19 protein-coding genes, 1 tRNA gene and 2 pseudogenes are annotated in these 23237 nt (G+C 61.1%); 17 read left to right on the top strand and 5 right to left on the bottom strand.

Features of this window, described 5'->3' with window-relative positions:
* The first annotated feature begins 173 nt into the window (after positions 1 to 173).
* Positions 174 to 3539: a DUF5107 domain-containing protein gene (locus P272_RS0102845; protein WP_029678057.1), complete on the top strand. Its 3366-nt coding sequence runs from the start codon at positions 174 to 176 to the stop codon at positions 3537 to 3539.
* On the top strand, positions 3536 to 6214 hold the full coding sequence (locus P272_RS0102840) for a glycoside hydrolase family 2 TIM barrel-domain containing protein (RefSeq protein WP_029678056.1): 2679 nt from the start codon (positions 3536 to 3538) through the stop codon (positions 6212 to 6214). The genes P272_RS0102845 and P272_RS0102840 overlap by 4 nt, the downstream gene beginning before the upstream one ends.
* A gap of 87 nt (positions 6215 to 6301) precedes the next feature.
* On the opposite strand, the gene gdhA is transcribed toward P272_RS0102840, so the two are convergent.
* Entirely contained in the window at positions 6302 to 7648 is a 1347-nt protein-coding gene (gene gdhA / locus P272_RS0102835) for an NADP-specific glutamate dehydrogenase (RefSeq protein WP_024626778.1), read from the bottom strand.
* A 376-nt stretch (positions 7649 to 8024) separates the two neighbouring features.
* Here gdhA and P272_RS0102830 point away from each other — a divergent pair, with 376 nt between their 5' ends.
* From P272_RS0102830 to P272_RS0102790, 9 genes are all read left to right on the top strand, one after another.
* Positions 8025 to 8486 carry an Hsp20/alpha crystallin family protein gene (locus P272_RS0102830; protein ID WP_029678055.1) on the top strand — a complete coding sequence of 154 codons (462 nt, stop codon included), beginning with the start codon at positions 8025 to 8027 and terminating at the stop codon, positions 8484 to 8486.
* A gap of 184 nt (positions 8487 to 8670) precedes the next feature.
* On the top strand, positions 8671 to 8889 hold the full coding sequence (gene infA, locus P272_RS0102825; protein WP_015022331.1) for a translation initiation factor IF-1: 219 nt from the start codon (positions 8671 to 8673) through the stop codon (positions 8887 to 8889).
* 25 nt (positions 8890 to 8914) lie between these two features.
* A complete protein-coding gene (gene rpmJ / locus P272_RS0102820) occupies positions 8915 to 9028 on the top strand; it encodes a 50S ribosomal protein L36 (RefSeq protein WP_015022330.1) in 114 nt (37 codons plus the stop codon).
* A 132-nt stretch (positions 9029 to 9160) separates the two neighbouring features.
* Positions 9161 to 9538 (top strand): 30S ribosomal protein S13, encoded by a 378-nt coding sequence (gene rpsM, locus P272_RS0102815; protein ID WP_015022329.1) that lies wholly within the window; start codon positions 9161 to 9163, stop codon positions 9536 to 9538.
* 87 nt (positions 9539 to 9625) lie between these two features.
* The gene (gene rpsK, locus P272_RS0102810; RefSeq protein ID WP_015022328.1) at positions 9626 to 10024 is read left to right on the top strand and encodes a 30S ribosomal protein S11; all 399 of its coding nucleotides are present in this window, start codon (positions 9626 to 9628) and stop codon (positions 10022 to 10024) included.
* A 75-nt stretch (positions 10025 to 10099) separates the two neighbouring features.
* Positions 10100 to 11095 (top strand): DNA-directed RNA polymerase subunit alpha, encoded by a 996-nt coding sequence (locus P272_RS0102805; RefSeq protein ID WP_015022327.1) that lies wholly within the window; start codon positions 10100 to 10102, stop codon positions 11093 to 11095.
* Between the two features lie 126 nt (positions 11096 to 11221).
* Positions 11222 to 11866, top strand: coding sequence for a 50S ribosomal protein L17 (rplQ, locus tag P272_RS0102800; RefSeq protein WP_029678054.1), 645 nt, complete (start codon positions 11222 to 11224; stop codon positions 11864 to 11866).
* A 101-nt stretch (positions 11867 to 11967) separates the two neighbouring features.
* Positions 11968 to 12909, top strand: a complete 942-nt coding sequence (locus tag P272_RS0102795) for a tRNA pseudouridine synthase A (protein WP_029678053.1) — start codon at positions 11968 to 11970, stop codon at positions 12907 to 12909.
* Positions 12910 to 13017: 108 nt separating this feature from the next.
* Positions 13018 to 13103: transfer RNA gene (locus P272_RS0102790), tRNA-Ser, on the top strand.
* Positions 13104 to 13681: 578 nt separating this feature from the next.
* On the opposite strand, the gene P272_RS08850 is transcribed toward P272_RS0102790, so the two are convergent.
* Both P272_RS08850 and P272_RS08845 read right to left on the bottom strand, forming a co-directional pair.
* Entirely contained in the window at positions 13682 to 13888 is a 207-nt protein-coding gene (locus P272_RS08850; RefSeq protein WP_029678052.1) for a hypothetical protein, read from the bottom strand.
* A 5-nt stretch (positions 13889 to 13893) separates the two neighbouring features.
* Positions 13894 to 14496, bottom strand: coding sequence for a hypothetical protein (locus tag P272_RS08845; RefSeq protein ID WP_029678051.1), 603 nt, complete (start codon positions 14494 to 14496; stop codon positions 13894 to 13896).
* 140 nt (positions 14497 to 14636) lie between these two features.
* On the opposite strand from P272_RS08845, the gene nusA reads away from it, so the two are divergent.
* The 6 genes and pseudogenes from nusA (at position 14637) to ribF (ending at position 21578) form a co-directional block, all read left to right on the top strand.
* Positions 14637 to 15695, top strand: a complete 1059-nt coding sequence (gene nusA, locus P272_RS0102775) for a transcription termination factor NusA (protein WP_029678050.1) — start codon at positions 14637 to 14639, stop codon at positions 15693 to 15695.
* A 183-nt stretch (positions 15696 to 15878) separates the two neighbouring features.
* A pseudogene (locus P272_RS09665) lies at positions 15879 to 16029 on the top strand (translation initiation factor IF-2 N-terminal domain-containing protein); the annotation flags it as partial.
* 368 nt (positions 16030 to 16397) lie between these two features.
* Positions 16398 to 18650 (top strand): annotated as a pseudogene (gene infB, locus P272_RS0102770) (translation initiation factor IF-2); the annotation flags it as partial.
* A 129-nt stretch (positions 18651 to 18779) separates the two neighbouring features.
* On the top strand, positions 18780 to 19283 hold the full coding sequence (gene rbfA, locus P272_RS0102765) for a 30S ribosome-binding factor RbfA (protein WP_029678048.1): 504 nt from the start codon (positions 18780 to 18782) through the stop codon (positions 19281 to 19283).
* Positions 19267 to 20325 carry a tRNA pseudouridine(55) synthase TruB gene (truB, locus tag P272_RS0102760; protein WP_052323153.1) on the top strand — a complete coding sequence of 353 codons (1059 nt, stop codon included), beginning with the start codon at positions 19267 to 19269 and terminating at the stop codon, positions 20323 to 20325. Before rbfA ends, truB begins: the two co-directional genes overlap by 17 nt.
* Positions 20326 to 20444: 119 nt before the next feature.
* Positions 20445 to 21578, top strand: coding sequence for a bifunctional riboflavin kinase/FMN adenylyltransferase (gene ribF, locus P272_RS0102755; RefSeq protein WP_029678046.1), 1134 nt, complete (start codon positions 20445 to 20447; stop codon positions 21576 to 21578).
* Positions 21579 to 21599: 21 nt separating this feature from the next.
* Here the strand turns inward: ribF and P272_RS0102750 are convergent, their stop codons facing one another.
* Both P272_RS0102750 and P272_RS0102745 read right to left on the bottom strand, forming a co-directional pair.
* Complete coding sequence (locus tag P272_RS0102750) at positions 21600 to 22367, bottom strand: amino acid ABC transporter ATP-binding protein (RefSeq protein WP_029678045.1); 768 nt, start codon at positions 22365 to 22367, stop codon at positions 21600 to 21602.
* On the bottom strand, positions 22364 to 23221 hold the full coding sequence (locus P272_RS0102745; protein ID WP_029678044.1) for an amino acid ABC transporter permease: 858 nt from the start codon (positions 23219 to 23221) through the stop codon (positions 22364 to 22366). The genes P272_RS0102750 and P272_RS0102745 overlap by 4 nt, the downstream gene beginning before the upstream one ends.
* Positions 23222 to 23237 lie beyond the last annotated feature (16 nt).

The raw sequence follows: 23237 nt of genomic DNA, 5'->3' as shown, positions 1-23237 counted from the left end.
TATGCGACCGTCCGTTTTCAGCAGTTGACCCGAGCTGAACAAGTGTTGATCAGCCAAGACAGCCTAGTAGCAATTTTTTAATATTTTCAAACAATTTATGCAGTTCTGAGGGCTGATTCCGACTATAGACTGAGAGCAAATATATACAGTTTTGCTGAGCAGACAAGGGGCTGATGACCATGGGCGTCACAGTGAAAGTCACAGAGCTTACGATTCCAACCTACGGAATCGGAAAACCGGATAAGAATCCGCAATTTATTGAAAATCGAGTCTACCAGGGCTCTTCGGGACGGGTCTATCCTTATCCGGTCATCGAGACCATCTCGGATGAATGCAAGGATCAGGACTACAAGGCGGTCATTCTGGAGAACGAATACTTGGAGGTGACCGTCCTGCCTGAGTTGGGCGGACGAATCCAGTATGCCCGGGACAAGACCAACGACTATGACTTCGTCTACCGCAACCGGGTCATAAAGCCTGCCCTGGTAGGCCTGACCGGCCCTTGGATTTCCGGGGGCATCGAGTTCAACTGGCCGCAGCACCATCGGCCCAGCACCTTCCTTCCGGTGGACTGCACCCTCAAGGACCTGCCGGACGGTGGCAAGGCGGTGGTCTGCCACGATACCGACCGCATCTACGGCACCCAGGTCACCACCACCATCGCCTTGCATCCCGGGGTCAGCGTCATCGAAATCTCGGCCCGGCTCTACAACGGCACGCCCCTGCCCCAGTCCTTCCTCTGGTGGGCCAACCCGGCCGTGGCGGTCAACGAACACACCAGGACCGTCATGCCACCCGATGTCACTGCGGTCATGGACCACGGCAAGCGCGACGTCTCCCGCTATCCCATCGCGACGGGAATCTACTACAAGCACGACTACTCCCAGGGAGTGGATATCAGCCGCTACAAGAACGTGCCGGTGCCCACCTCCTATATGGCCGCGCATTCGGACTATGACTTCGTCGGCGGCTACGATTTCTCGCGGCAGGCGGGCATTCTGCATGTGGCTGACCATCACATCTCGCCGGGCAAGAAGCAGTGGACCTGGGGCTGCGGAGACTTCGGCCACGCCTGGGATCGCAATCTGACCGATGCCGACGGTCCCTATGTGGAGCTGATGACCGGTGTTTTCACTGACAACCAGCCTGACTTCACCTGGCTCAAGCCCTACGAGGGCAAGACCTTCACCCAGTACTTCATGCCCTACAAGCAGGTGGGGCTGGTCAAGAACGCCAGTGTGGATGCGGCCCTCAACCTGGAAGTCGGCCCCGAGCAGACCTTCGGAGCCGCCGGCGAGCATGAGGGGATCGAGGCCCAGGGGCTGAAGGCCGGGCAAGGGCGAGTCACCGTCTACGCCACACGGGTTCAAAAGGACGCGCGCGTCCAGGTCACTGCAGACGACGGATCCATCCTTTACCAGTGGCAGGGCACCCTTGGCCCCGACAATCAGGTCAGGGCCGAATTCGAGACAGGCGATCATCCGGCAACTGCACTGACAGCCCGAGTGGAGGACGCCCAAGGGCGGCTCCTGGTCAGCTATCGTCCACAGCCACCTGCCGATGGAAAGATTCCCGAGCCGGCGCAGGCCGCCGATCGGCCGGAGCGTATCGCCACCAATGAGGAACTGCTGCTGACCGGTTTGCACCTGGAACAGTACCGCCATGCCACCTACCGGCCTGATCCCTACTACCTGGAGGGGCTCAAGCGTGACCCGGGCGATGCACGCATCAACAACGCCTATGGCCGACTCCTGCTTCGACGCGGCGACTTCGCCGGAGCCGAACAGCACTTCCGCACGGCCATCAAGCGGCTGACCTGGCGCAACAGCCAACCTTATGATTCCGAGGCTCATTACAATCTGGGTCTCGCCTTGAGCTATCAGGGACGAATGGACGAGGCCTACGACGCTTTCTACAAGGCCACCTGGGACGATGCCCAAAAGGAACGGGCCTTCTTCTGCCTGGCCTGTATCGAGACATGTCGCGGTCAGCTGGAGCAGGCATTGGACTTCGTTCAGCGTGCTCTGACGCGCAACACCGACAACATCAGGGCTCGCGGGCTCAAGGCCTATCTGCTGCGCCGTCTGGGCAGGCGGGATCAGGCGAACCAAGTGGTCCGCGAGAATCTGGCCCTGGATCGGTTCGACTTTGTATCCGGCTACGAGCGGGTTTTGGCAGGCGGTGATCCGGACGAGCTGTCCAGACTGATGCGCGGTGATTACCTCAACCTACTGCGGACGGCACGAGACTATGCTGCATTCGGCGCCTATGAGGAGGCGCTGCAGTTGCTGGGCCAGGCCGATCAGCATCAGCCCATGGTCGGGTATTATCAAGGCTGGTATCTGCACCTGCTGGGGCGGAAGGATCAGGCCATTCAGGCCTTCCGGGCCGCTGAAGCCGCGCCTTCGGACTACTGTTTTCCCAATTCCCTGGATGATGTCGCCCCCCTGCGCACAGCCATGACCTTGGTCGATGGTCCCAAGGCAGCCTATTATCTGGGCTGCCTCTACTATGACAAGTCTCTGGCGGACCGGGCTATCAAGCTTTGGGAGCATTCCCGGCAATTGGACCCCGACTTCGCCACCGTCCACCGCAACCTGGCCATCGCCTACGGTAACAAGCGACACGATTGGCAGGCCGCCGATCAGGAAATCGAGACCGCCTGTCGGTTGGATCCTGAAGATGCACGGGTCTTTTTGGAACGGGATCAACTTCACAGGCTGATGGGCTGGAGCTTTGCCCGCCGCCTGCAGGAATTCGAGAAGCATCCAGAGGTTGTGGCCCGCAGGGACGATCTCTATATCGAATACCTGAGTCTGCTCAACCAGACTGGCAGTTATGAACGGGCCTATCAGCTGATGAGTGGCCGGCGATTCCATCCCTGGGAGGGCGGCGAGGGCAAAATCACCGCCCAATACCGAATCTCCCTGAAGCTGATGGCCAAGGATGCCATGGCGGCCCAGGATTGGGACCGTGCTGCGGACCTGCTGGAGCGTGCCATGACATATCCTGAAAACCTGGGCGAAGGCAAACTGGAAGGCCAGAAGGACAACGATCTGCACTACTACCTGGGGCTGGTCAGACGGGCCGCGGGTGACGAGGAAGCTGCGGATCAGGAGTTCCGTCTGGCCTGCCTAGGCTCCGGACAGGTGGGGGAGTCGCTCTACTACAACGATCAGCCCGCCGAGATGGTCCTCTTCCAGGGGTTGGCCCACCAGGCCCTGGGCGAGCAGGGTCCGGCCAACGCCTGCTACTACCGGTTGCTGGACTTCGGCGAGCAACACTTGGACGACCATGTGGAAAAGGACTACTTTGCAGTCTCCCTGCCTGACTTCCTGACCTTCGATGCGGACTATACCCGCATGAACCGGGTCCACTGCCTCTACCTGATGGCCCTGGCACGCATCGGCACAGGGCAGATCGACCAGGCTCGGGAGTGTCTGAAGCAGGTTCTGGAACTGGATGCCGGTCATATCCAGGCCGGGTTGTTCACTGATGAATTGGACCACAGGACAATTCTTGCCGGGAGGAAGTCATGACCAAGGTTGCATTGGCTGGAGCCTGGCAGGTTCAGTCCCCGTCTGAGCTGCAGGGAACCGTCCTGATGCCGGGCACGCTGGACACCAACGGACTCGGACATGATGATCAGGAGTTGTCCGCAGACTATGGCAGCGGCAAGCCCGGACCCATCGGCTCCCGGCTGACCAGGCGGCACACCTTCGAGGGGACAGTCAGATTGTCCCGGCAGATTCGATGGACCCCGCAGCCGGGGCGGAGGGTCTTTTTCGAGGTGGAGCGCGCTCGCCGCCTGGAGGTCAGGGTCGGTGAACGCCTGGTTGAGCCCTACCGTCCTCAGACCTTGAACACCCCCCATGTTTTCGAGCTGACTGGACTGCTGACGGGCGATGACCTGCTGCAGGTGGATTCCGACAATGCTTACAAGGGCATGCCCCACGACGCCATTCTGGATTCCTCGACCGCCACTGACCACACCCAGACCAACTGGAACGGGCTTCTGGGGGACATCGGCCTGCGTGTGGAGGAGGATACCTTTATAGATAGGGTCCGTGCCTACCCGCGTGGCGATGCGCTGACTGTAGAGGCTGATGTGGATTCGGGACAGGGATTCCATGGTCGCCTGAGGCTCTCTTCCGATGCGCTGGCCCAGCCTCTGGAGGTTGCTGCAGACCTGGAACCTGGGCGGCGAACACTGACCTGGTCCGATCTGCCGCTTGACGCCCATGCGGATCGCTGGGACGAATACCAGGGCTGTCTGCACGGCATAACGGTTGAACTTTTGACGCCGGACGGGTCCAGGGTGCTCTCGCGGGTCAGCACGGACTTCGGCATCCGTGACTTCGCTGCCGATGAGCAGGGGAGACTGGCTTTGAATGGCAGGGCCTTCTTCCTGCGTGGAGAGGCCAATTGCGCTGAGTTCCCGCAGACAGGCTTCCCGCCCATGGACGTGGGCTCCTGGATTCGTATTCTGGAGGCCTACCGTTCATACGGAGTGAATGTGGTCCGCTTCCATTCGCACTGCCCGCCCGAGGCAGCCTTCATCGCGGCGGACCGGATGGGTATGATGATGCAGCCCGAGCTCTCCCATTGGGACCACCAACATGCCTTCCAGGAGGATGTCAGCTACCGCTACTATCGCACCGAACTGGAGCAGACACTGCTCTTCCTGGCCAACCATCCCTCCTTCGTCATGCTCACCCTGGGCAACGAGCTGTCTGCGGATGCGACCGGTCACCAGCGCATGGCTCAGCTGGTGCAGGATGCCCGGAGCATTGACGATACCCGGCTCTATGCCAATTCCTCCAACCCGCACTATGGTCAGCTTGGCAGCGACGACTGCAACGAGGTCTACACCTCTGAGTCTTATAAGGGCCACGACCTGCGCTGCTGCTTTGCCAACATGCGTGGGTCCACCAACGCGGTTCATCCGGGCACTGCCCACAATTTCGAGGACACCATGCAGGAAGTCCGCAAAGAGTGCGAGGTGCCGGTCTATGGATTCGAGGTAGGGCAGTATGAGGTGCTGCCTGACTTCCGGGAGATTGAAGAGTTCACCGGGGTCACCCGTCCTGACAATTACGAAATGATCCGTGACAGGGTTCGTGAATCGGGCCTTGACCAGCGTACCTGGCTGGATTGGGTGGCCGCTACAGGCGAACTGTCACGGATCTGCTACCGGGAGGAGGTGGAGTCCGTCCTGCGAACTCCTTCCATGTCGGGGCTTTCGCTGCTGGGTCTTCAGGACTTTCCCGGACAAGGCACGGCTCTGGTGGGCATGATGGATGCCCACCTGCACCCCAAGCGCTTTTCCTTCGCCCGTCCTGAACGTTTCCGGTCCTTCTTCACCGATCAGTTGCCGCTGGCAGTCATGGACCGTTACGCCTATACCAACCGGGAGAAGCTTTCAGGGACGGTCAGGGTGGCCAACTACGGCCGACGCACCCTTCGGGGTGATCTGCGGCTGCGGTTGCAGGGCCCGGGGGTTGATCTGGAACATGTCTTCCGCAAGGTCACCTGTCCGGTGGACAAGCTGACCGATCTGGGAGCCTTCGAATTGCCTCTGGACGGAGTTGAAGGCAACCAACGCTGCCGTTTGAGTCTCGAGATCGACGGCGTGGCCAACGTCTATTCGGTCTGGGTCTACCAGGACAGCCAGCCTGACCGGCCAGACGGTCTGTACGAAGCCAGGAGGTTCGACCGGCAGGCGCGTCGGGTCCTGGACCAGGGGGGCACGGTCTATCTGAGTCCAGACTCCACGGCCCAGTCCCTGCCCGGATCTGTTCAGGCCCACTTCTCCACGGACTTCTGGTCGGTGGGAACGTTCAAGGACCAGAGCGGCACCATGGGGCAGTTCATTCAGGCCGACCACCCTGTTTTTGCCGATTTTCCGACCGACTCGCACACTGACTGGCAGTGGTGGCCCATGGCCACCCAGCGGGCCATCGTCCTGCCCGAGCGCTACCAGTCCATCATCACCGAGATGGATAGCTACGCCTACCTGCGACCCATGACGCAGCTGCTGGAATGCCGTTGCGGCAAGGGCCGGCTTCTCCTCTCCTCCATGGGCCTGCAGAATCTGTCCGAATATCCTGAGGCCAGGGCCCTACAGGCCAGCATCTACCGGTATCTGGGCTCCAAGGACTTCAACCCGCGTCAGAGGATTGATCCCGAGGTCATCGACCAGCTGGTCGCCTGAGTCCTGCTGTTCGCTAAAGCACAATAAGGGGCCGACCCACAATTTCAGCGGGCCGGCCCCTTTTGCTCGGATGGGCTAAGTACTATCTCAGAGGATGCCTTGGGCCACCATGGCATCGGCCACCTTGGTGAAGCCGGCCACATTGGCGCCCAGCATCAGGTCGCCCTCATGCCCGTATTCCTTGGATGCCTGGTAGGACTTCTGGAAGATCCCGGTCATAATGTCCTTCAGCCGCTGATCCACCTCGTCGAAGGTCCACTGCAGCCGAAGCGAGTTCTGGCTCATCTCCAGACCGGAGACTGCGACGCCGCCGGCATTGGCGGCCTTGGCGGGTCCATAGAGCACTTTGTTGTCCTGATAGACCTGGATGGCTTCGGGGGTGGAGGGCATGTTGGCGCCCTCGCAGACCACGGTGCATCCATTGGCGACCAGGGTCTTTGCGGATTCCTCATCGATTTCGTTCTGCGTGGCGCAGGGCAGGGCGATGTCGCAGGGTACAGTCCAGACGCCCTTGCAGCCCTCGTGGTACTCAGCGGAGTCCACGCGGTCCGCATACTCGCGAATTCGGCCGCGGTGACCAAGCTTGATGTCCTTGACGACGTCGAGGTCAATCCCGTTGGGATCGTAGACGTATCCGTTGGAGTCGGATGCCGTTACCACCTTGGCGCCCAGCTGCTGTGCCTTTTCGGTGGCGAAGATGGCCACGTTGCCCGAACCGGAGATGACTACGGTCTTGCCCTGGAAGGAATCCTTGCGCAGCGTCTGCAGGGCCTCCTGGGTATAGTAGCACAGGCCGTACCCCGTGGCCTCGGTCCTGGCCAGCGAGCCGCCGAAGGTCAGGTCCTTGCCGGTCAGAACACCCGAGTACTCGTCGCGAATTCTCTTGTACTGGCCGAACAGGTAGCCGATTTCGCGAGATCCTACGTTGATGTCGCCGGCGGGCACATCGGTGAACTGTCCGATGTGACGCTGCAGCTCGGTCATGAAGGCCTGGCAGAAGCGCATGACCTCGGCATCCGAGCGGCCCTTGGGGTCGAAGTCGGATCCGCCCTTGGCACCGCCCATGGGCAGTCCGGTCAGCGAATTCTTCAGAATCTGCTCGAAGCCCAGGAACTTGATGACGGACTCGGTCACGGTCGGGTGGAAGCGCAGGCCGCCCTTGTATGGGCCGATGGCCGAATTGAATTGGATCCGGTAGCCGCGGTTGACCTGGACATGGCCTTGGTCGTCGGTCCAGGCCACACGGAACTTGACTGCACGCTCGGGCTCGACCAGGCGCTCCAGCACGCCGTTGGCCTCATACTCGGGATGCCGCTCCACCACGGGCTCCAGGCTGGAGAAAACTTCGCGCACAGCCTGCAGGAATTCCGGCTGGTCGCCGTCGCGCTTCTCGACCTGCTGGTACACGCGCTTGATGTATTCGTTGGTGAGCATCTGAGCTCCTTTGACTAGGAATGGCCGGTCCATCCGGTCCACATACGATTGGGTCCGCCCTCAAGAGCCTACGGGGGCTGGCGGAATCTTATCCTATGGTAAATGCCTCAAAGTTACGTCACAAGAATTTTGGTCCGTAATGTCTGACATATGGTCATTCAAGGCCCGAAGAGTGAGAGAACGAGCAATCAAAGCAGCCAGCAAAGTTGAGTCTATATGACTCAACTTTTATTCCTTGGGTGAACATCGGGCATGGAACCCGGGGTCCGCGGTTTGGACAAAGTGAAGGGCAGGGATCCCGGGAAGACAGGTCAGGATGTCCGCCTGGGGTTCCGGTCCGCAGAAACTATGACTTACAGAATCAGGAGATGTGATTATGGCTATGTTTCCCGCATTGATGAACAACTCGATTTTCGGTGACTTCTTCGACGATCCCTTCTTCAACAACTGGCGTGACGGGCGTCGGCAGGGTCAGGGCGCCAAGAACGCGCTGAACAGCCCCTTGATGAACACGGATGTACGTGAGAAGGATGGGCAGTACCAGCTCTCCATCGATATGCCCGGCTTCGACAAGAAGGACATTGGCTTGCGTCTGGAGGATGGCTACCTGATTGTCTCCGCCCAGAAGAACGGTGACCAGGGCGACAAGGACGACCAGGGACGGTGGATTCGGCGTGAGCGCTACACCGGGTCCTGCTCCCGCAGCTTCTATGTGGGCGACAAGGTCCGTCAGGAGGACATTCATGCCCACTATGCCAACGGCACCCTGGAGGTGACCCTGCCCAAGACCAGCATTGAGCCGGCTGACAACACGCAGAACATCGCCATCGAGGACTGAGGGATTCTGGTCCTTATCGGACCGTCTGAACGACTGCTATACTGATTGAGCGACAGCCGTTCAGACGGCCCTTTTGTCGTGTCAACACGCTATTGCCCAATTTTGGGTCCATCAATGCTATACTTGCCATTTGGCGTGTCTTTCGGCGCGCTGTGTAACCGGCCGAGGATCGGATAGAAGGCTTATGGCAAAAGATGGTGTGATCGAGGTGGAAGGGCGTGTGGTCGAGGCCCTCCCGAATGCGATGTTCCGCGTCGAGCTCGAGAACAAGCACCTGGTGCTGGCCACCATTTCCGGCAAGATGCGCAAGAATTACATCCGCATTCTGCCCCAGGATCGGGTGGTGCTCGAAATGAGTCCCTATGATCTGAACCGCGGACGGATTACGTACCGGTATAAGTAACAAGGTACACAAGCAAAGGAAAACCATGAAGGTCAGCCCTAGTGTGAAGAGAATCTGCGAGAACTGCCGCGTGATTCGTCGTCACGGCCGCGTCATGGTGATCTGCAAAAACCCACGCCACAAGCAGCGCCAGGGCTGAGCGGATTCCCAGCGGCAACGAACACCAAAGGCGCTGAGTCACAGCCAGCAGGCTGAACCCCGGGTGCGCAGGCCCGGGCCGGGAGACCGGAAGACTCGGTGCACGACCTGCGTAGAACAAAAAGGAATCGCAATGGCACGTCTTGCCGGAGTCGACATCCCCAACGAGAAGCGCATAGAGATAGCCCTCACCTATATCTTCGGTGTGGGGCGTACTCGCGCCAAGGAAACACTTGCCGCGACCGGAGTGAATCCGGACACCCGCGTCAAGGATCTCACGGACGAGCAGCTCATTACGCTGCGTGATTACCTCGAGGGAAACTACAAGATCGAGGGTGATCTGCGTCGTGAGATCGACGCTGATATTCGCCGTAAGATCCAAATCAACTGCTATCAGGGCCAGCGCCACCGCCGGGGCCTGCCCGTGCGCGGCCAGCGGACCAAGACCAACGCCCGCACCCGCAAGGGACCCAAGCGCACCGTCGCCGGAAAGAAGAAGGCGACCAAGTAAGGCCGAATGCGAAGCGGGGATGAGGGTCCCCGATGGTTCGCACTAGCAATTAGTTATTCGTTATTCGTGACAAGGAAACGAGGATCAATGGCAGCAGCAAAGCAGGCCGCGCGCAAGCCTCGTCGTCGGGATCGCAAGTCGGTTCCGGTCGGGCAGGCGCATATCAAGTCAACATTCAACAACACCATCATCTCCATCACCGATCCTTCCGGTGCTGTAGTGGCCTGGGCTTCAGGCGGCGACGTAGGCTTCAAGGGCTCCCGCAAGTCCACTCCTTACGCTGCGGGCATGGCCGCCGAATCCGCAGCCCGCAAGGCCATGGAGCATGGGGTCAAGAAGGTGGATGTCTTCGTCAAGGGCCCGGGTTCGGGCCGTGAGACCGCCATCCGCTCCCTGCAGTCCGCAGGCCTGGAGGTCGGTTCCATCTCCGATGTGACCCCCCAGGCACACAATGGCGTTCGTCCTCCCAAGCGCCGTCGCGTCTGAGCACTAGAAAACCCATGAATCCACCCGCGAAGATCGGTGAGTGCACCACCGGTCGGAGCTGAAAGGATAGCAACAGTGCTTATTGCACAGCGTCCGACTCTTACTGAAGAAGTCGTCAATGCCCAGCGCTCCCGTTTCACCATCGAGCCCTTGGAGCCCGGATTCGGGTACACCTTGGGCAACTCCCTGCGTCGTACCCTGCTGAGCTCCATACCCGGTGCGGCTGTGACCTCGGTCCGCATTTCGGGTGCCCTGCACGAGTTCACCACGCTGCCTGGTGTGGAGGAGGACGTCACTGAGATCCTGCTCAACATCAAAGGCATCGTGCTGACCAGCGAGTACGACGAGCCTGTGGTCATGTATTTGCGCAAGAGCGGCAAGGGTGAGGCCACCGCCGGGGACATCACCCCGCCGGCCGGCGTCACCGTGGCCAATCCTGATCTGCATATTGCGACCCTGGCTGAGGATGGCGAGCTGGAGATCGAGTTTACGGTGGAGCGTGGGCGTGGATACGTCCAGGCCCAGCTCAACAAGCAGGACAACGATGAGATTGGCCGCATCCCGGTCGATTCCATTTACTCTCCTGTGCTCAAGGTCAGCTACAAGGTCGAGGCCACCCGTGTCGAGCAGCGCACGGATTTCGACAAGCTGATTCTGGATGTGGAGACCAAGCCTGCCATCTCGCCGCGTGACGCGGTGGCATCAGCTGGGTCGACCCTGGTCGAGCTCTTCGGCCTCTGCCGTGAGCTCAACACCCAGGCCGAAGGCGTGGAGGTCGGACCCGAGCCTGTGGTGGAAGAGGCCGATCCGCAGATGTCCGTGCCGATTGAGGACCTGAACCTGACGCAGCGTTCCTACAACTGCCTCAAGCGCGAAGGAATCCACACCATCGGCGAACTGGTCTCGCATACCGAGCAGGATCTGCTGGACATCCGTAACTTCGGCATGAAGTCCATCGACGAGGTCAAGGAGAAGCTTGAGGGCATGGGGCTGTCGCTGAAGGCCTCCCCGCTGGGCTTCGACACCAATAATCTCGAGGGAGGCACCTTCTTCTCGCCTGACGACGAGTGAAGGATAGCAGCCTTCGTATGAGCGGACGAGGGGGAAGGGTTCCGTCGTCTGCCGACAGAAATTCCGGGAAGTCGGATGTTCGGGCGTATGCCCACCTGTCCTCCCGGGCCGTAAGGAGATAATCCAATGCCAAAACCTAGCAAGGGCCCACGTCTGGCCTCCAGCCCGGCCCACGAGCGGTTGATGCTGGCCAACATGGCCACCAGCCTCTTCGCCAACGGCCGTATCACGACCACACTGCCCAAGGCCAAGCGCCTGCGTCCGCTCGCTGAGCGGCTGATCACCTTCGCCAAGCGCGGGGATCTGCCCGCCCGCCGCCGCGTTATGCGCGTCATCCGCGACAAGTCTGTGGTTCATATCCTGTTCACGCAGATTGCCGAGCAGATGCAGCAGCGTGAGGGTGGCTACACCCGCATCACCAAGATTGCACCCCGCCGCGGAGACAACTCTCCGCAGGCCGTAATCGAGCTGGTCACCGAGCCCCTGTCGGCCAAGAAGGCCGTCGTCAAGGAAGCTGAGTCCGCGGCGAAGGTGGCTGCCAAGGACGACAACGCCGAGGTGGCAGCAGCCACCGATGCCGCTGTCGCCGAAGGCGCTGCCAAGGATGCCGTCGACCAGGCCGTTGAGGCCAACGAGTCCGATCAGGACGTGGCCCAGGCCGACCAGGCGGCCGAGGATCTGGAGCAGACCGCTGACAAGGCTGATCAGGCTGAAGCCCAGGCTCAGGAAGATGCCGACGTGGCTGAGGATGCCGAGAAGGCTGCCGAGTAATCGGTCCTTGTGTATCTGGTGACGGGGTCGGGGAGCATGGCTCTCCGGCCCCGTTTGTCATTGCTGCCAGGGAGGTCGTGATGGAGGATCAGAAAGGGAAGATGTCCCTTGTCAGGCTGCGTATGGACCTGGCCTACGACGGCGGCGGCTTCCATGGTTGGGCCCGGCAGCCCGGGCTACGCACGGTCCAGGGTTGCATCGAGCATGCTCTGTCTCTGATTACCGGAGCCCGCAGATCGAATGGTGAGGTTTCCTATCGCCAAGCCGACTGGGAACCCAGACTGGTCGTGGCTGGAAGGACAGACACTGGGGTCCACGCATCTCACCAAGTGGCACACTTGGACGTTCCCGTCGCTGTGCTCGAATCCTGCAGGGGACATATGGGGGTCGATGGTGTTTTGGCCCTGGAACGCCGCCTCCGGCACCTGTTGCCTGCCGACATCGTTCTGCTCGGTCTCGGATTGGCCCCTACAGGTTTCGATGCCCGCTTCTCTGCCCTGGAACGTACCTACCTGTATCGGGTCAGCCAGGGGGGTCAGCCAGGAGATCCGCGCATGCGGGGCTATGTGCTGGACCTGGAGGGGAGCCTGGATCTGCAAGCTATGAACGAGGCCGCAGCGAAGTGTATCGGTCTGCATGACTTCGGATCCTTTGCCAGGCCAAACCCTGGCGGCACGACCATCCGCAAGGTCCTGGCAGCACACTGGGACCTGGTTCCCACTGTGAATCTGTGCGAGGCTGCTCAGGGACAGGATGCCGTCGGATACCTTCCGACCTTTATGGAGTCCGGGCTGACCGTCTTTCGGATTGTAGCCGATGCTTTTGCGCATAACATGGTCCGCTCACTGGTTGCGGCCTGCATCCAGGTGGGCCAGGGGCGACGCTCCGTGCAATGGTTTGCCGACAAGGTGGCCCACCCCCTGCGTGAAGGTTCCACTGGTCCTATAGATGCTCGAGGGTTGACCCTGGAGCATGTGGCCTACCCGCCTGATGACCAGCTTGCTGAGCGGGCGCAGGCCATCCGAGCACGCCGGACACTGTGATTCCCTGGTTGTTCACAGTGGCCGTTGGCTGCGCCACGCCGCTTGCCAGGTAGGGACTCTGTGGCATAATAGAAAAGTTGTTGTTCGGCAGTGTCGGGCAACGACTATGGTTGAGTGTCCGAGCGGTCTAAGGAGCACGCCTCGAAAGCGTGTGAGGGCAACTCCCTCCGCGAGTTCGAATCTCGCCTCAACCGCCCTTATCGACCCCGGCCCGATGGTCGGGGCCTTTTACGTTTTACCCTGTTGCTGCCTTTCACGGTTTAGTGGCACACTTGGAGTATCAGGTTTCATAATTGCTGCTGATATGCGGTCCATAGAAGACCGACTTTTTGCGGAGTGACCGAGAGAATGGCACCCGTTTGGTTCATGGATGTCAGATGTGATTGGTTTTCCGTATGCAATCTTTGACTACCTAGTTTGGCATGACCATGAGCAGCGATACTCAGCAAATGAAAAGACCGTCCAATGCAGAAGGCGATGTGGTGGTCACACCGGCTCGCCTCCTACATTGCACGGGTTCATACCCCCCTGCGTTCCTGTGGAATACTCCTGTGGAACACGTTCTATATTAGCACCGTCTGAAACTTTGGCGCCACTCGTAAGGTTTCGTGAAATCTGCGGTAAGCAATAGTTAATGTGCTGTGCTTGATGATTGCGCTTCATGATTGACCAGGTTTTGGGCATGAATGGGCAAGGGTTGCTCGCATATGCGGATGAGGAGACGTGCGAACGCTACTAGTGGAACCTGCCGGTGGTTGGTCCGTCCTGGACGTCAGTGCTTTGGCACCTGTAGCAGGGCTGACGAAGTGGCCGGGTAGCCGAGGTTCATGGCCATGGACATGTGGGCTACGATCATGTCGACCAGGGCCGATGTGGCCTGCCGGTGGCTTTTCTCGTTCTGACTGGCATCGGTTCGTATGGCGCCTGAGGAGCCGTTCAGTTTTCTCCCCACGGCCAGTAGGGTCCGTGCCGTATCCATCTCGATCAGGGCAGGGGTAGGGGTCTGTATTCCGGTTGGCGGGGTCGGTGGACTTTTCGAGGGTGCGCCAGTAGATCAGTGGTAGAATAGACCCCCTGCCGGGGATCGTGCTTGGCGCGACCGACCAGAATCTGTGCGGCTGCAGTGTGTGCATCGGCCAGGGTGAGCATCCACGCGGCATCCGTCTTGCGTGCTGCGAGCACCGAAAGTTCGAATCCTGAACGGTCTTCGCCTATGATGGCCTGATCGGCCAATTCGACCGGCAGTGCCTTGGCCAGTGGATCCAACTGCTGTGCAGCCTGAACCAGCCTCAATGTAGCCGTTTGGCGATTGGCCTGTCCGCCCTGGGAGGCCGTCAAAGCCTGGGCTGCGTGTACCGTGGCTTCGTCCAAGCGGGCAGGGCACTCACGGGCCGCTTGGATCCAGGCCTGGGCCCGGCTATTTGCCTGATCCCTCTGAAGCTGTTCTGACTGCCGGGCTCGCGTCCATGCCTGCTCACATGCTGTGGGACGGAGATTGTCGGGGTCGTGCTGGCTGACATGCACCGCTGAGGGTGCGCATCCTGAGATGGTGGCAGCCAGCAGAAGAACTGCGATACCGGCCCTCATTCGTCGTGCCAGGATCGTTGGCCGACGACTCGCCCACCCGTGGTATTCAGGAACCGGCTGTGTCTGCATGAAAGGTTAGAATAGTAGGCATTGCAGACTAAAAGAAGCACGGTCTGAATAACTTCATAGGAGGTCTTGACATGGAACTGGACCTGGCTGAAATTCATCAGCTGGCACACGAACAAGGGATTGATGCCGAGACCTTGGATCAAGCACTGAGCGAGGCTCTTCTTCTGGCCTACCAGAAGTCGCCTCATGCAGCCAAACACGCACGTGTGGAGCTGGACGAACGTGCGGGGACTTTTACCATCTGGGCACAGGACGAGATCGCTCGTGAACCCACCCCCGAAGAGCCCGAACCGGGGTATGATCTGGGCGAGGAATACGACGACACACCGAAGGACTTCGATAGGCTGGCGGCTTCCACAGCCCGCCAGGTCATCCGTCAGCTCTTCCGCCAGGCCGACGATGAGCGAGTCTTCGGAGCTTTCTCGGGCCAAAAGGGCCATCTGATCACCGGAGTCGTGCAGCAGGATGCCAGCGATCCCGGCAACGTGCATGTGGCCGTAGATAATGTCGAGGCCATTTTGCCCCGGCGTGAGCAGGTGCCTGGAGAGCATTACCAGCACGGCCAGCGGATCCGTGTCTACGTGGTCAATGTCTCCCGTGGGCTCAAGGGGCCGGAAATCATCGTGTCGCGTTCCCACCCGGAGCTGGTTCGCCGCCTCTTTGAGCGGGAGGTGCCCGAGCTGGTCTCTGGTGCAGTCTCCATCATGGCCATTGCCCGTGAGGCCGGTGCCAGAACCAAGATCGCGGTTCGTGCCAACACCAAGGGGGTCAATCCCAAGGGCGCGCTGATCGGCCCGGCGGGTGCTCGCGTTCGTGCCGTCATGGAGAACCTGGGACCTGAGAAGATCGACATCGTGGACTGGTCCAAGGACCCCGCCGAATTCGTGGCTGCGGCCCTGTCCCCGGCCGTGGTCCGTCAGGTGCAGATCGTCAGCGAGCCCAACCGCACGGCCATTGCCTTCATCAAGGATGCCCAGCTCTCCCTGGCCATTGGTAAAGAGGGCCAGAACGCCCGTCTTGCCGCCAAGCTGACCGGATGGAAGATTGGCATCGAGTCCGAGGAGGCCCACCAGCAAAAACTACGTGAACTGCAGGCGCAATCGGCTTCGGCTGCTGGTGAAGACGCCTGAGAGCAAACATCCGACGACGCGAGTATGCTGGACCCGGTATCCCGAGTCCGGAGGTTCATGCCGTCGGCCCCGGCACAGAGACGAGGTAACACGATCATGGTCGCACGATGAGACAGGATATGTTCGCCGTCATGAAAGAGTGATCGCGCCGGTCATATGCGCGGTCCGGTAAGGAGAAAGTAAGTGCCCAAAGCACGCGTGTATGAGCTGGCCAAGGAATTTGGCGTAGACAGCAAGACTGTTCTGGCGAAATTGAAGGACATGGGCGAATTCGTCAAGTCCGCATCCTCCACTGTCGAGGCCCCTGTGGTTCGTCGACTCAAGAACGCTTTCCCCCAGAAGGGACAAAGCGACGCTGGGCAGGCCGCTGCGCGAAATGCCCGCCCCGGTAGCCCTAATCACGGAAGCGGCCAGGGTCAGCATGGCCGTGCGCAGTCCGGCGGCACCCAGCCGCCAACACCTGGGCCCAAGCCCGGACAGAATCATCGGTCCTCGGCCGACGGCGAGGCGCCACGGGGTCAGCAGCGTCACGGTGGCCACTTCCCCAAGCCCGGTGCATCCCAGGGTAATCGCAACGAGCATGAGCAGCGCAACCAGTCCCGTGGACCCAAGCCTTCAGCCATGGGCAGGCCCGGCCCCCAGGGCTCGCGCAACAACGGTCGTCCTGGTGGTTCCAACGCTGCGGCGGCACGTCATGGCGCACGGCCGGGAGCATCCACGCCCCGTCCGGGCAATAATCCTTTCAGCCGAAAGCAGGGGATGAAGGCCCCCATGCCTTCGGATATCCCCAGGCCGCATCCTATGGCCAGGCCCACCGTCAACGACTCCCGCAGGGGCCGGGGCGGATTCCGCAACGGTCGTGGCGGTCGCCCCGGGCAGGGCGCCCGTCCAGGGCAGTGGGGCCATAGCCGTCCAGGCCAGCAGACCCATCAGGGCGGCGGCAGCCGTTTCGGCGGTGCTTCGTCGGCGCCTTCGGGTGGCTTCCGTGGCGGTTCCGGCCGTGGTGGTCGTGGTCGCGGCGGTGCTGCTGGAGCATTCGGTCGCCAGGGAGGTAAGTCCTCCAAGGCCCGCAAGAATCGGATGGCCAAGAGGCATGAATTCCAGGAGATGAAGGCACCCGTCATCGGCGGTGTGCGCATCCCCGCAGGCAATGGACGTACCGTCAAGCTGCGTCAGGGCGCAACCCTGGCCGACCTGGCCGACAAGATCAACGTCAACCCTGCCGCCCTGGTCACGGTGCTCTTCCACCTGGGCGAGATGGCTACGGCCACCCAGTCCCTGGATGAGGCCACTTTCCAGATTCTGGGCGACGAGATTGGATGGAAGATCCGCATCGTCTCCGCTGAGGAGGAGGACAAGGAGCTCCTTCAGCAGTTCGACATCAACCTGGACGAAGAACGTGAGGACCAGGACGACAAGAACCTGCAGCCCAGGCCTCCGGTGGTTACGGTCATGGGCCATGTCGACCATGGTAAGACCCGGCTGCTGGACACCATCCGCAAGACCAACACGACCACCCAGGAGGCTGGCGGCATCACCCAGCGCATCGGGGCCTACCAGGCCACGGTCACCCTGGATGGGGAGGATCGCAAGATCACCTTCCTGGACACCCCTGGCCACGAGGCCTTTACGGCCATGCGTGCCCGTGGTGCCGAGCTGACTGATGTGGCTGTCCTGGTGGTGGCCGCGGACGACGGCGTCATGCCGCAGACCGTGGAGGCCATCAACCATGCACAGGCCGCACATGTGCCCATCGTGGTGGCTGTCAACAAGATTGATGTCGAGGGAGCCAATCCCCAGAAGGTACGTGGTCAGCTGACCGAGTTCGGACTGGTATCCGAAGAGTACGGCGGCGACACTATGTTCGTCGACATCTCCGCCAAGCTGGGTACCAACGTGGACAAGCTCCTGGAGGCCGTCCTGCTGACTGCCGATGCAGATCTTGACCTTCGGGCCAACCCCGACATGGACGCTCGCGGTGCCACGGTCGAGGCCCGCCTGGACAAGGGCCGTGGAGCTGTGGCCACTGTGTTGGTCCAGCAGGGAACCCTGCATGTAGGCGATGCCATTGTGGCTGGATCGGCCTATGGCCGTGTACGTGCCATGCTGGACGAGAACGGTCGGCAGATGGACGCTGCCGGTCCTTCCACGCCTGTCCAGGTGCTGGGCCTTACCTCGGTGCCTACCGCCGGTGACCTCTTCCTGGTCGCACCCGACGACCGCACAGCCCGTCAGATTGCCGAGAAGCGCGAGGCTTCGGCCCGCGCCGCACAGCTGGCCAAGCGCCGCAAGGTGGTCTCCTTGGAGAGCTTGAAGGAGCAGTTCGCCAAGTCCGAGGTGGACATGCTCAACATCGTCATCAAGGGCGACTCCTCCGGCTCGGTCGAGGCCCTGGAAGACTCCCTGATGAAGATCGAGGTCTCCGACGAGGTCGGGATCCAGGTCATCCACCGGGGCGTGGGCGCCATCACCCAGAACGACGTCAACCTGGCTACGGTCGACAAGGCCGTCATCATCGGTTTCAATGTCCGGCCCAACAGACAGGTTCAGGATCTGGCCGACCGCGAGGGCGTGGAGATCAAGTACTACTCGGTCATCTACAATGCCATCGAGGACATCGAGGCTGCGCTCAAGGGCATGCTTAAGCCGGAGTACGAGGAGGTCACCACCTCCCACTCCGAGATCCGCGAGATCTTCCGCTCCTCCAAGTTCGGCAACATCGCTGGCGTCATGGTCCAGGATGGCACCGTCAAGCGGGGCACCAAGGCTCGCATCGCCCGCAACGGGGTGGTCACCATCAACGACCTGGAGATTTCCTCCCTGCGCCGGTTCAAGGACGACGTCAACGAGGTATCCGAAGGATACGAGGCTGGCATCAACCTGGGCTCCTTCAACGACATCGAGGTGGGCGACATCATCGAGACCTACGAGATGCGGGAAGTGGAACGCAAGTAGGGCCTGTCGACCATCCGACCACATGTCGGAGGGTCTGTGGTGATCCGCCCCGGTCTGGGTACTCCCTGGCCGGGGCGGATGTCCATGAATGAGACGATTGGTTATGGACGGTTTGAGAAAGGAATCATGATGGCTGGAAATCCCCGCGCTGTACGCATAGCAGCCCTGATACAACGGGTTGTGGCCTCTGCGCTGGAGTCCCAGATGCACGACAAGCGCCTGGCAGGGGTCACCGTCACTGAGGTTCGGGTCACCAACGACCTGCAGATAGCCAAGATCTACTGGACCCAGCTGGGTCGGTCCGGACACGAGGCCGGTGAGCGCAAGCGGGCCCAGCAGGCCCTGCGGCAGGCCTCAGGCAGGCTTCGCACCCTGGTCGGCGCCCGGGCCGGTCTGCGACTGACGCCTACGCTGCGCTTCATCTACGATGAGGTGCCTGCCGAGGCTACCGAGATTGAGGATGTGTTGACTGCGGCCCGTCACAGAGACGAGGCCATGGCCAAGGCCCGGGTCAATGCCAGCTATGCCGGTGACCCCGATCCATATAGGCATGACGACGAAGAAGAGACCGGTGGGTCGGACTCCGTCCCTGATGAACCTGCGGCAGAGGATGCGGATGAAGCCGACCGCTGAGTCGTCGGACGTGATGGATTCTGGTCATGGTGAACCGACCTCGGGCATCATCCTTGTTGACAAGCCGAGCGGTGTGACTAGCCATGACGTGGTGGCCGCCGTCCGTTCTGGCCTCGGCATGCGTCGCGTAGGCCATGCCGGGACCCTGGATCCCATGGCCACCGGCCTGCTGGTCCTTGGATTCGGCCAGGCTACGCGGTTGCTGACGGTCATCGTCGGCCATGACAAAACCTACCGGGCCACCATGCGCCTGGGACTGGGTACCACCACGGACGATGCGGACGGGGAATTGCTGCCGGCCCGTCCTGGAGTTGTGCAGAGGGTGGACGAGCTGACAGCCCAGGGTCTGCAGGACCTGATTGATCGTTGCTTCACCGGCTGGATCGACCAGGTGCCAGATGTATTCTCCGCCATCAAGGTCAGGGGCAGGCGGGCCTATGATCTGGCTCGCGCAGGCCAGGAGGTCAGGCTGGAACCCCGCCGCATTCGGATTGCATCCTTCCGTCTGCTCGACTTTCGTCGTGTGGATCTGCCTGACCAGGGTGTCAGGGTGGTCGATGCGGATGTGGAGGTGACCTGCTCCAGCGGCACCTACATCAGGGCCCTGGCTCGCGACCTGGGCGAGCGGCTGGATTTGGGCGGCTACCTGACCGCTCTACGAAGGATTCGGGTAGGTCCATTCGATCTGGGGGATTCCAATCTGGCATCCAGGGTTTTGGGCGGTCAGGTGGTCCCGCACACCTACCGGAACCGACAAGGTCAGACGGTTGTCCGCAGTCGTATGGTCCCAGACCGCGACCGGCAGGGGATGTTGGATGGTTCCCTAAGTCTTGAGCAGGCAGCACGCATGAGTATGCCTGTCCTGAACCTGAATGCCGACCAGGCCGCCAGGGTGGCCAACGGAGGATTCTTGGATCTGCATGTCACCGGGCCCACGGCCGCCCTGGCCGGACCTGGGGACAGGCAGCGGCTGGCTGCCATTCTAGTGCCCGGTTCACGAGGCGGGGCCAAGCCGGATGTGGTCTTCCACCCCGAGGCCTGAGTGTGCGGTTTCGGGTTTAAACTCAGGGTCTTGCCAGGGTGCGACGGTGGGAATACAGTGCTTAAGGAATTTTCGGCGCCCGGGTTCGGGGGTCGCCATGACTAGGTGATGGGAAGCGGATGAAGGTCAGTCAGGTCAGCCCGAATGAGTCGGGCATTGTCAGGTGGCCGGGAACCTTGGGGGCCCGGTCCAGCGTGATTACCATCGGTGTCTTCGACGGTATGCACCGGGGTCATCAGGCCCTTCTGCGCCGAGTGGTGGAGCTCGCTGCCAAGGCACAGGACCGGCCTATGGCCCTGGTCTTCGACCCTAGTCCCAAGCTGGTCCATAGCTATGCCGACAGCCATGACATGACTGAGCCGTCCCTGGACCTGATTCGCCATGACCCTGATCAGATCATGCCTCTGGAGGAGCGCCTACGACTGATGGCCCAGCTGGGGCTGGATCAGGTTCTGGTGGTGCGATACACGCTGACCTTTGCAGCCAAGTCCTATCGGTTCTTCCTCAAGCAGCTTACCGAGCAACTGGCCATGCGGACGCTGGTCCTGGGTCGCGATGCGCAGATGGGTGCAGGGCGGGTAGGTGACATCAAGGCCATTGGTGATCTGGCGGACACTGGACTGTTCAACCTGGAAGTAGTGGACGACCAGGGTCCCGGCGACTGCACCCTGCATGACGCTGACGGCCTGGAGCGGCATCGGGTACGAGCCTGGAGCAGCTCGCATCTTCGGCAGTTGATCCTGGATGGAGATGTGGATGCGGCACTGGATATTCTGGGTCGGCCGCACATGGTCCAAGGCACAGTGGTCCATGGGGAGCAGCGGGGTCGCCGTTTGGGATTTCCAACTGCCAACCTTGCTCCCGACAGTCAGGGGATGATGCCCGCTGATGGAGTCTATGCAGGCTGGCTGGTCGACCTGGGACTGCCTACGGATCCGATGGCGACGCCGGAGGGCCGGGAGGGTCGGCTGGCTCAGGGTTCGCCCTGGCGGATGCCTGCCGCCATCTCCATCGGCACCAAGGAGACCTTCCTGGCCCCGGGGGAGCGGGTGCCGAGAATCCTGGAGGCCAATGCCGTCCGGCCGGATTGGGTGGACCTGTATGGTCATCGTGTCCGGGTGGAGTTCCTCAGCCGTCTGCGTGGCCAGAAGCGGTATGCAGGCGAGGAACCCCTCAAACGACAGCTGGCCCTGGATGCCAATCGCACCTTGGAGCTGACCAAGGCTGCAGGAAGGGTGTTCTCCGCCAACTGAAAGCTGAAGGTGCTTGGGAGCTCACAGTCCCCGGAAGTGGCTGAAGAACTCCCTGGTGCGCGGATTCTGCGACTCGTCCATGACCTCTTGCGGAGTTCCGTTCTCAGCGATGACTCCGTCCAGCAGGAGAACCACCCGGTTGGCTGCGTGATGCGCGAAACTCATTTCGTGGGTGGCCATGAGGATAGTGGTGCCTCCGGCGGTCAGCTCCGAGACCATGGCCAGTACCTCGCCCACCAGCATGGGGTCCAGGGCTGAGGTGATCTCATCCAACAGGAGCAGTTCCGGGTCGGTCATCAGGGCTCGGACGATGGCCACCCGCTGTTGCTGACCGCCGGAGAGCTGGTCGGGGTAGGCACCGGCCTTCTTTCTCATGCCAATCCGATCCAACAGATCCAGGGCCCGCTCCTTGGCCTGGTCCTTGGGCATGCCGTGGACCTTGATGGCTCCCAGGGTCACGTTTTTCAGAACGTTCATGTGGGGGAAGAGGTTGAACTGCTGGAAGACCACGCCGATTCTGGCCCGGCAGGCATCCTGGTTGATCCTGGGATCGGTGATGTCGGTGCCGCCCAGCCAGATCCTGCCGTCGTTGACGGTCTCCAGCAGGTTGATGCACTTCATCAGGGTGGACTTGCCCGACCCGGATGGGCCCAGAAGGGCCACGGTCTCATGAGGCATGATGGTCATGGAGATGCCGCGAAGGACCTGGTTGCCTCCGGGGTAGGTCTTGCGCACATCCTCCAGACGGAGCACCGGCTGGTTCTGATCGGTGCCTGCCTGTTCGCTCATACCATGCCTCCGCTCTGTTCGCGCTTGCGCAGTCGGTTGGAATACCAGTCGTTGAGAAGAATGAAGGGGACCGATGTGGCGATGAAGAGCACCGAGGCCACCACGTAGGGGGTGAAGTTGTAGGAGGTGGCCACAATGATCTGGGCCGCCCTGACCGCGTCAACAGCTCCCAGAACCGAGATCAGCCCCACGTCTTTCTGCATGGAGATGAAGTCGTTCATCAGTGCCGGAGCCACCTTGCGCAGGGCCTGGGGGATGACCACCAAACGCATGGTCTGTCCCGAGGTCAAGCCCAGGGAGCGTGCAGACGCCCTCTGGGAGGGGCCTACATCCTGGAAGCCGGCCCGCAGCACCTCGGCGATGTAGGCCGAATAGGAGAGGATGACTGCTACAGTGCCCAGCAGGGCTGCCGGAATCCGGTTGAAGATGGCCAGTCCAGGGATGCCGAAGCCGATCAGGTAGAGGACCACGATCATGGGGATCCCCCTCATGATCGTGGTGTAGACCTGGGCCAGCACCCGTAGGGGAAATAGCAGCGGGTTTCGGCTGGTGCGGATCATGGCCAAGAGGGTGCCTAGGATGGCCACGCCGATGACCGCGAAGAAAAGGACCTCCAGATTGAGCCAAAGCCCCTGGAGGACCTTGGGAAAGGCTTGGGCGAAGTAGGCGCCGGAGAAAAACGACTGCTTGACTCGGGGCCAGCCAGGTGAGGCGTGCAGCCCCAGGGCGATCAGCAGGGCCAGTACAAGCGTGCTGGCGATGCTGATCCCCACTGAGCGCAGATTCTGTCGACGGCCGTAGCGTTCCCGTTCCCGTTGGATATCGCTGACCGCGTCCTGTGCCGAGGTGGCCATGAACGACAAGGTTTCC

It is taken from the genome of Bifidobacterium sp. 7101, assembly GCF_000499285.1.
In the GTDB taxonomy this organism is placed as follows: Bacteria; Actinomycetota; Actinomycetes; order Actinomycetales; family Bifidobacteriaceae; genus Bombiscardovia; species Bombiscardovia apis_A.
The sequence above is the reverse complement of the archived record's forward strand: the minus strand, read 5'-3'. Positions and strand labels throughout refer to the sequence as shown.

Coding starts and splice junctions, on each gene's coding strand:
- P272_RS0102750 (WP_029678045.1), bottom strand. CDS start 22,367: ATGAGCGAACAGGCAGGCACCGATCAGAACCAGCCGGTGCTCCGTCTG.
- nusA (WP_029678050.1), top strand. CDS start 14,637: ATGGAACTGGACCTGGCTGAAATTCATCAGCTGGCACACGAACAAGGG.
- ribF (WP_029678046.1), top strand. CDS start 20,445: ATGAAGGTCAGTCAGGTCAGCCCGAATGAGTCGGGCATTGTCAGGTGG.
- gdhA (WP_024626778.1), bottom strand. CDS start 7,648: ATGCTCACCAACGAATACATCAAGCGCGTGTACCAGCAGGTCGAGAAG.
- P272_RS08845 (WP_029678051.1), bottom strand. CDS start 14,496: ATGAGGGCCGGTATCGCAGTTCTTCTGCTGGCTGCCACCATCTCAGGA.
- rplQ (WP_029678054.1), top strand. CDS start 11,222: ATGCCAAAACCTAGCAAGGGCCCACGTCTGGCCTCCAGCCCGGCCCAC.
- P272_RS0102795 (WP_029678053.1), top strand. CDS start 11,968: ATGTCCCTTGTCAGGCTGCGTATGGACCTGGCCTACGACGGCGGCGGC.
- P272_RS0102845 (WP_029678057.1), top strand. CDS start 174: ATGACCATGGGCGTCACAGTGAAAGTCACAGAGCTTACGATTCCAACC.
- rpmJ (WP_015022330.1), top strand. CDS start 8,915: ATGAAGGTCAGCCCTAGTGTGAAGAGAATCTGCGAGAACTGCCGCGTG.
- rpsK (WP_015022328.1), top strand. CDS start 9,626: ATGGCAGCAGCAAAGCAGGCCGCGCGCAAGCCTCGTCGTCGGGATCGC.
- P272_RS0102830 (WP_029678055.1), top strand. CDS start 8,025: ATGGCTATGTTTCCCGCATTGATGAACAACTCGATTTTCGGTGACTTC.
- truB (WP_052323153.1), top strand. CDS start 19,267: ATGAAGCCGACCGCTGAGTCGTCGGACGTGATGGATTCTGGTCATGGT.
- infA (WP_015022331.1), top strand. CDS start 8,671: ATGGCAAAAGATGGTGTGATCGAGGTGGAAGGGCGTGTGGTCGAGGCC.
- P272_RS08850 (WP_029678052.1), bottom strand. CDS start 13,888: ATGGATACGGCACGGACCCTACTGGCCGTGGGGAGAAAACTGAACGGC.
- P272_RS0102840 (WP_029678056.1), top strand. CDS start 3,536: ATGACCAAGGTTGCATTGGCTGGAGCCTGGCAGGTTCAGTCCCCGTCT.
- rbfA (WP_029678048.1), top strand. CDS start 18,780: ATGGCTGGAAATCCCCGCGCTGTACGCATAGCAGCCCTGATACAACGG.
- P272_RS0102745 (WP_029678044.1), bottom strand. CDS start 23,221: ATGGCCACCTCGGCACAGGACGCGGTCAGCGATATCCAACGGGAACGG.
- rpsM (WP_015022329.1), top strand. CDS start 9,161: ATGGCACGTCTTGCCGGAGTCGACATCCCCAACGAGAAGCGCATAGAG.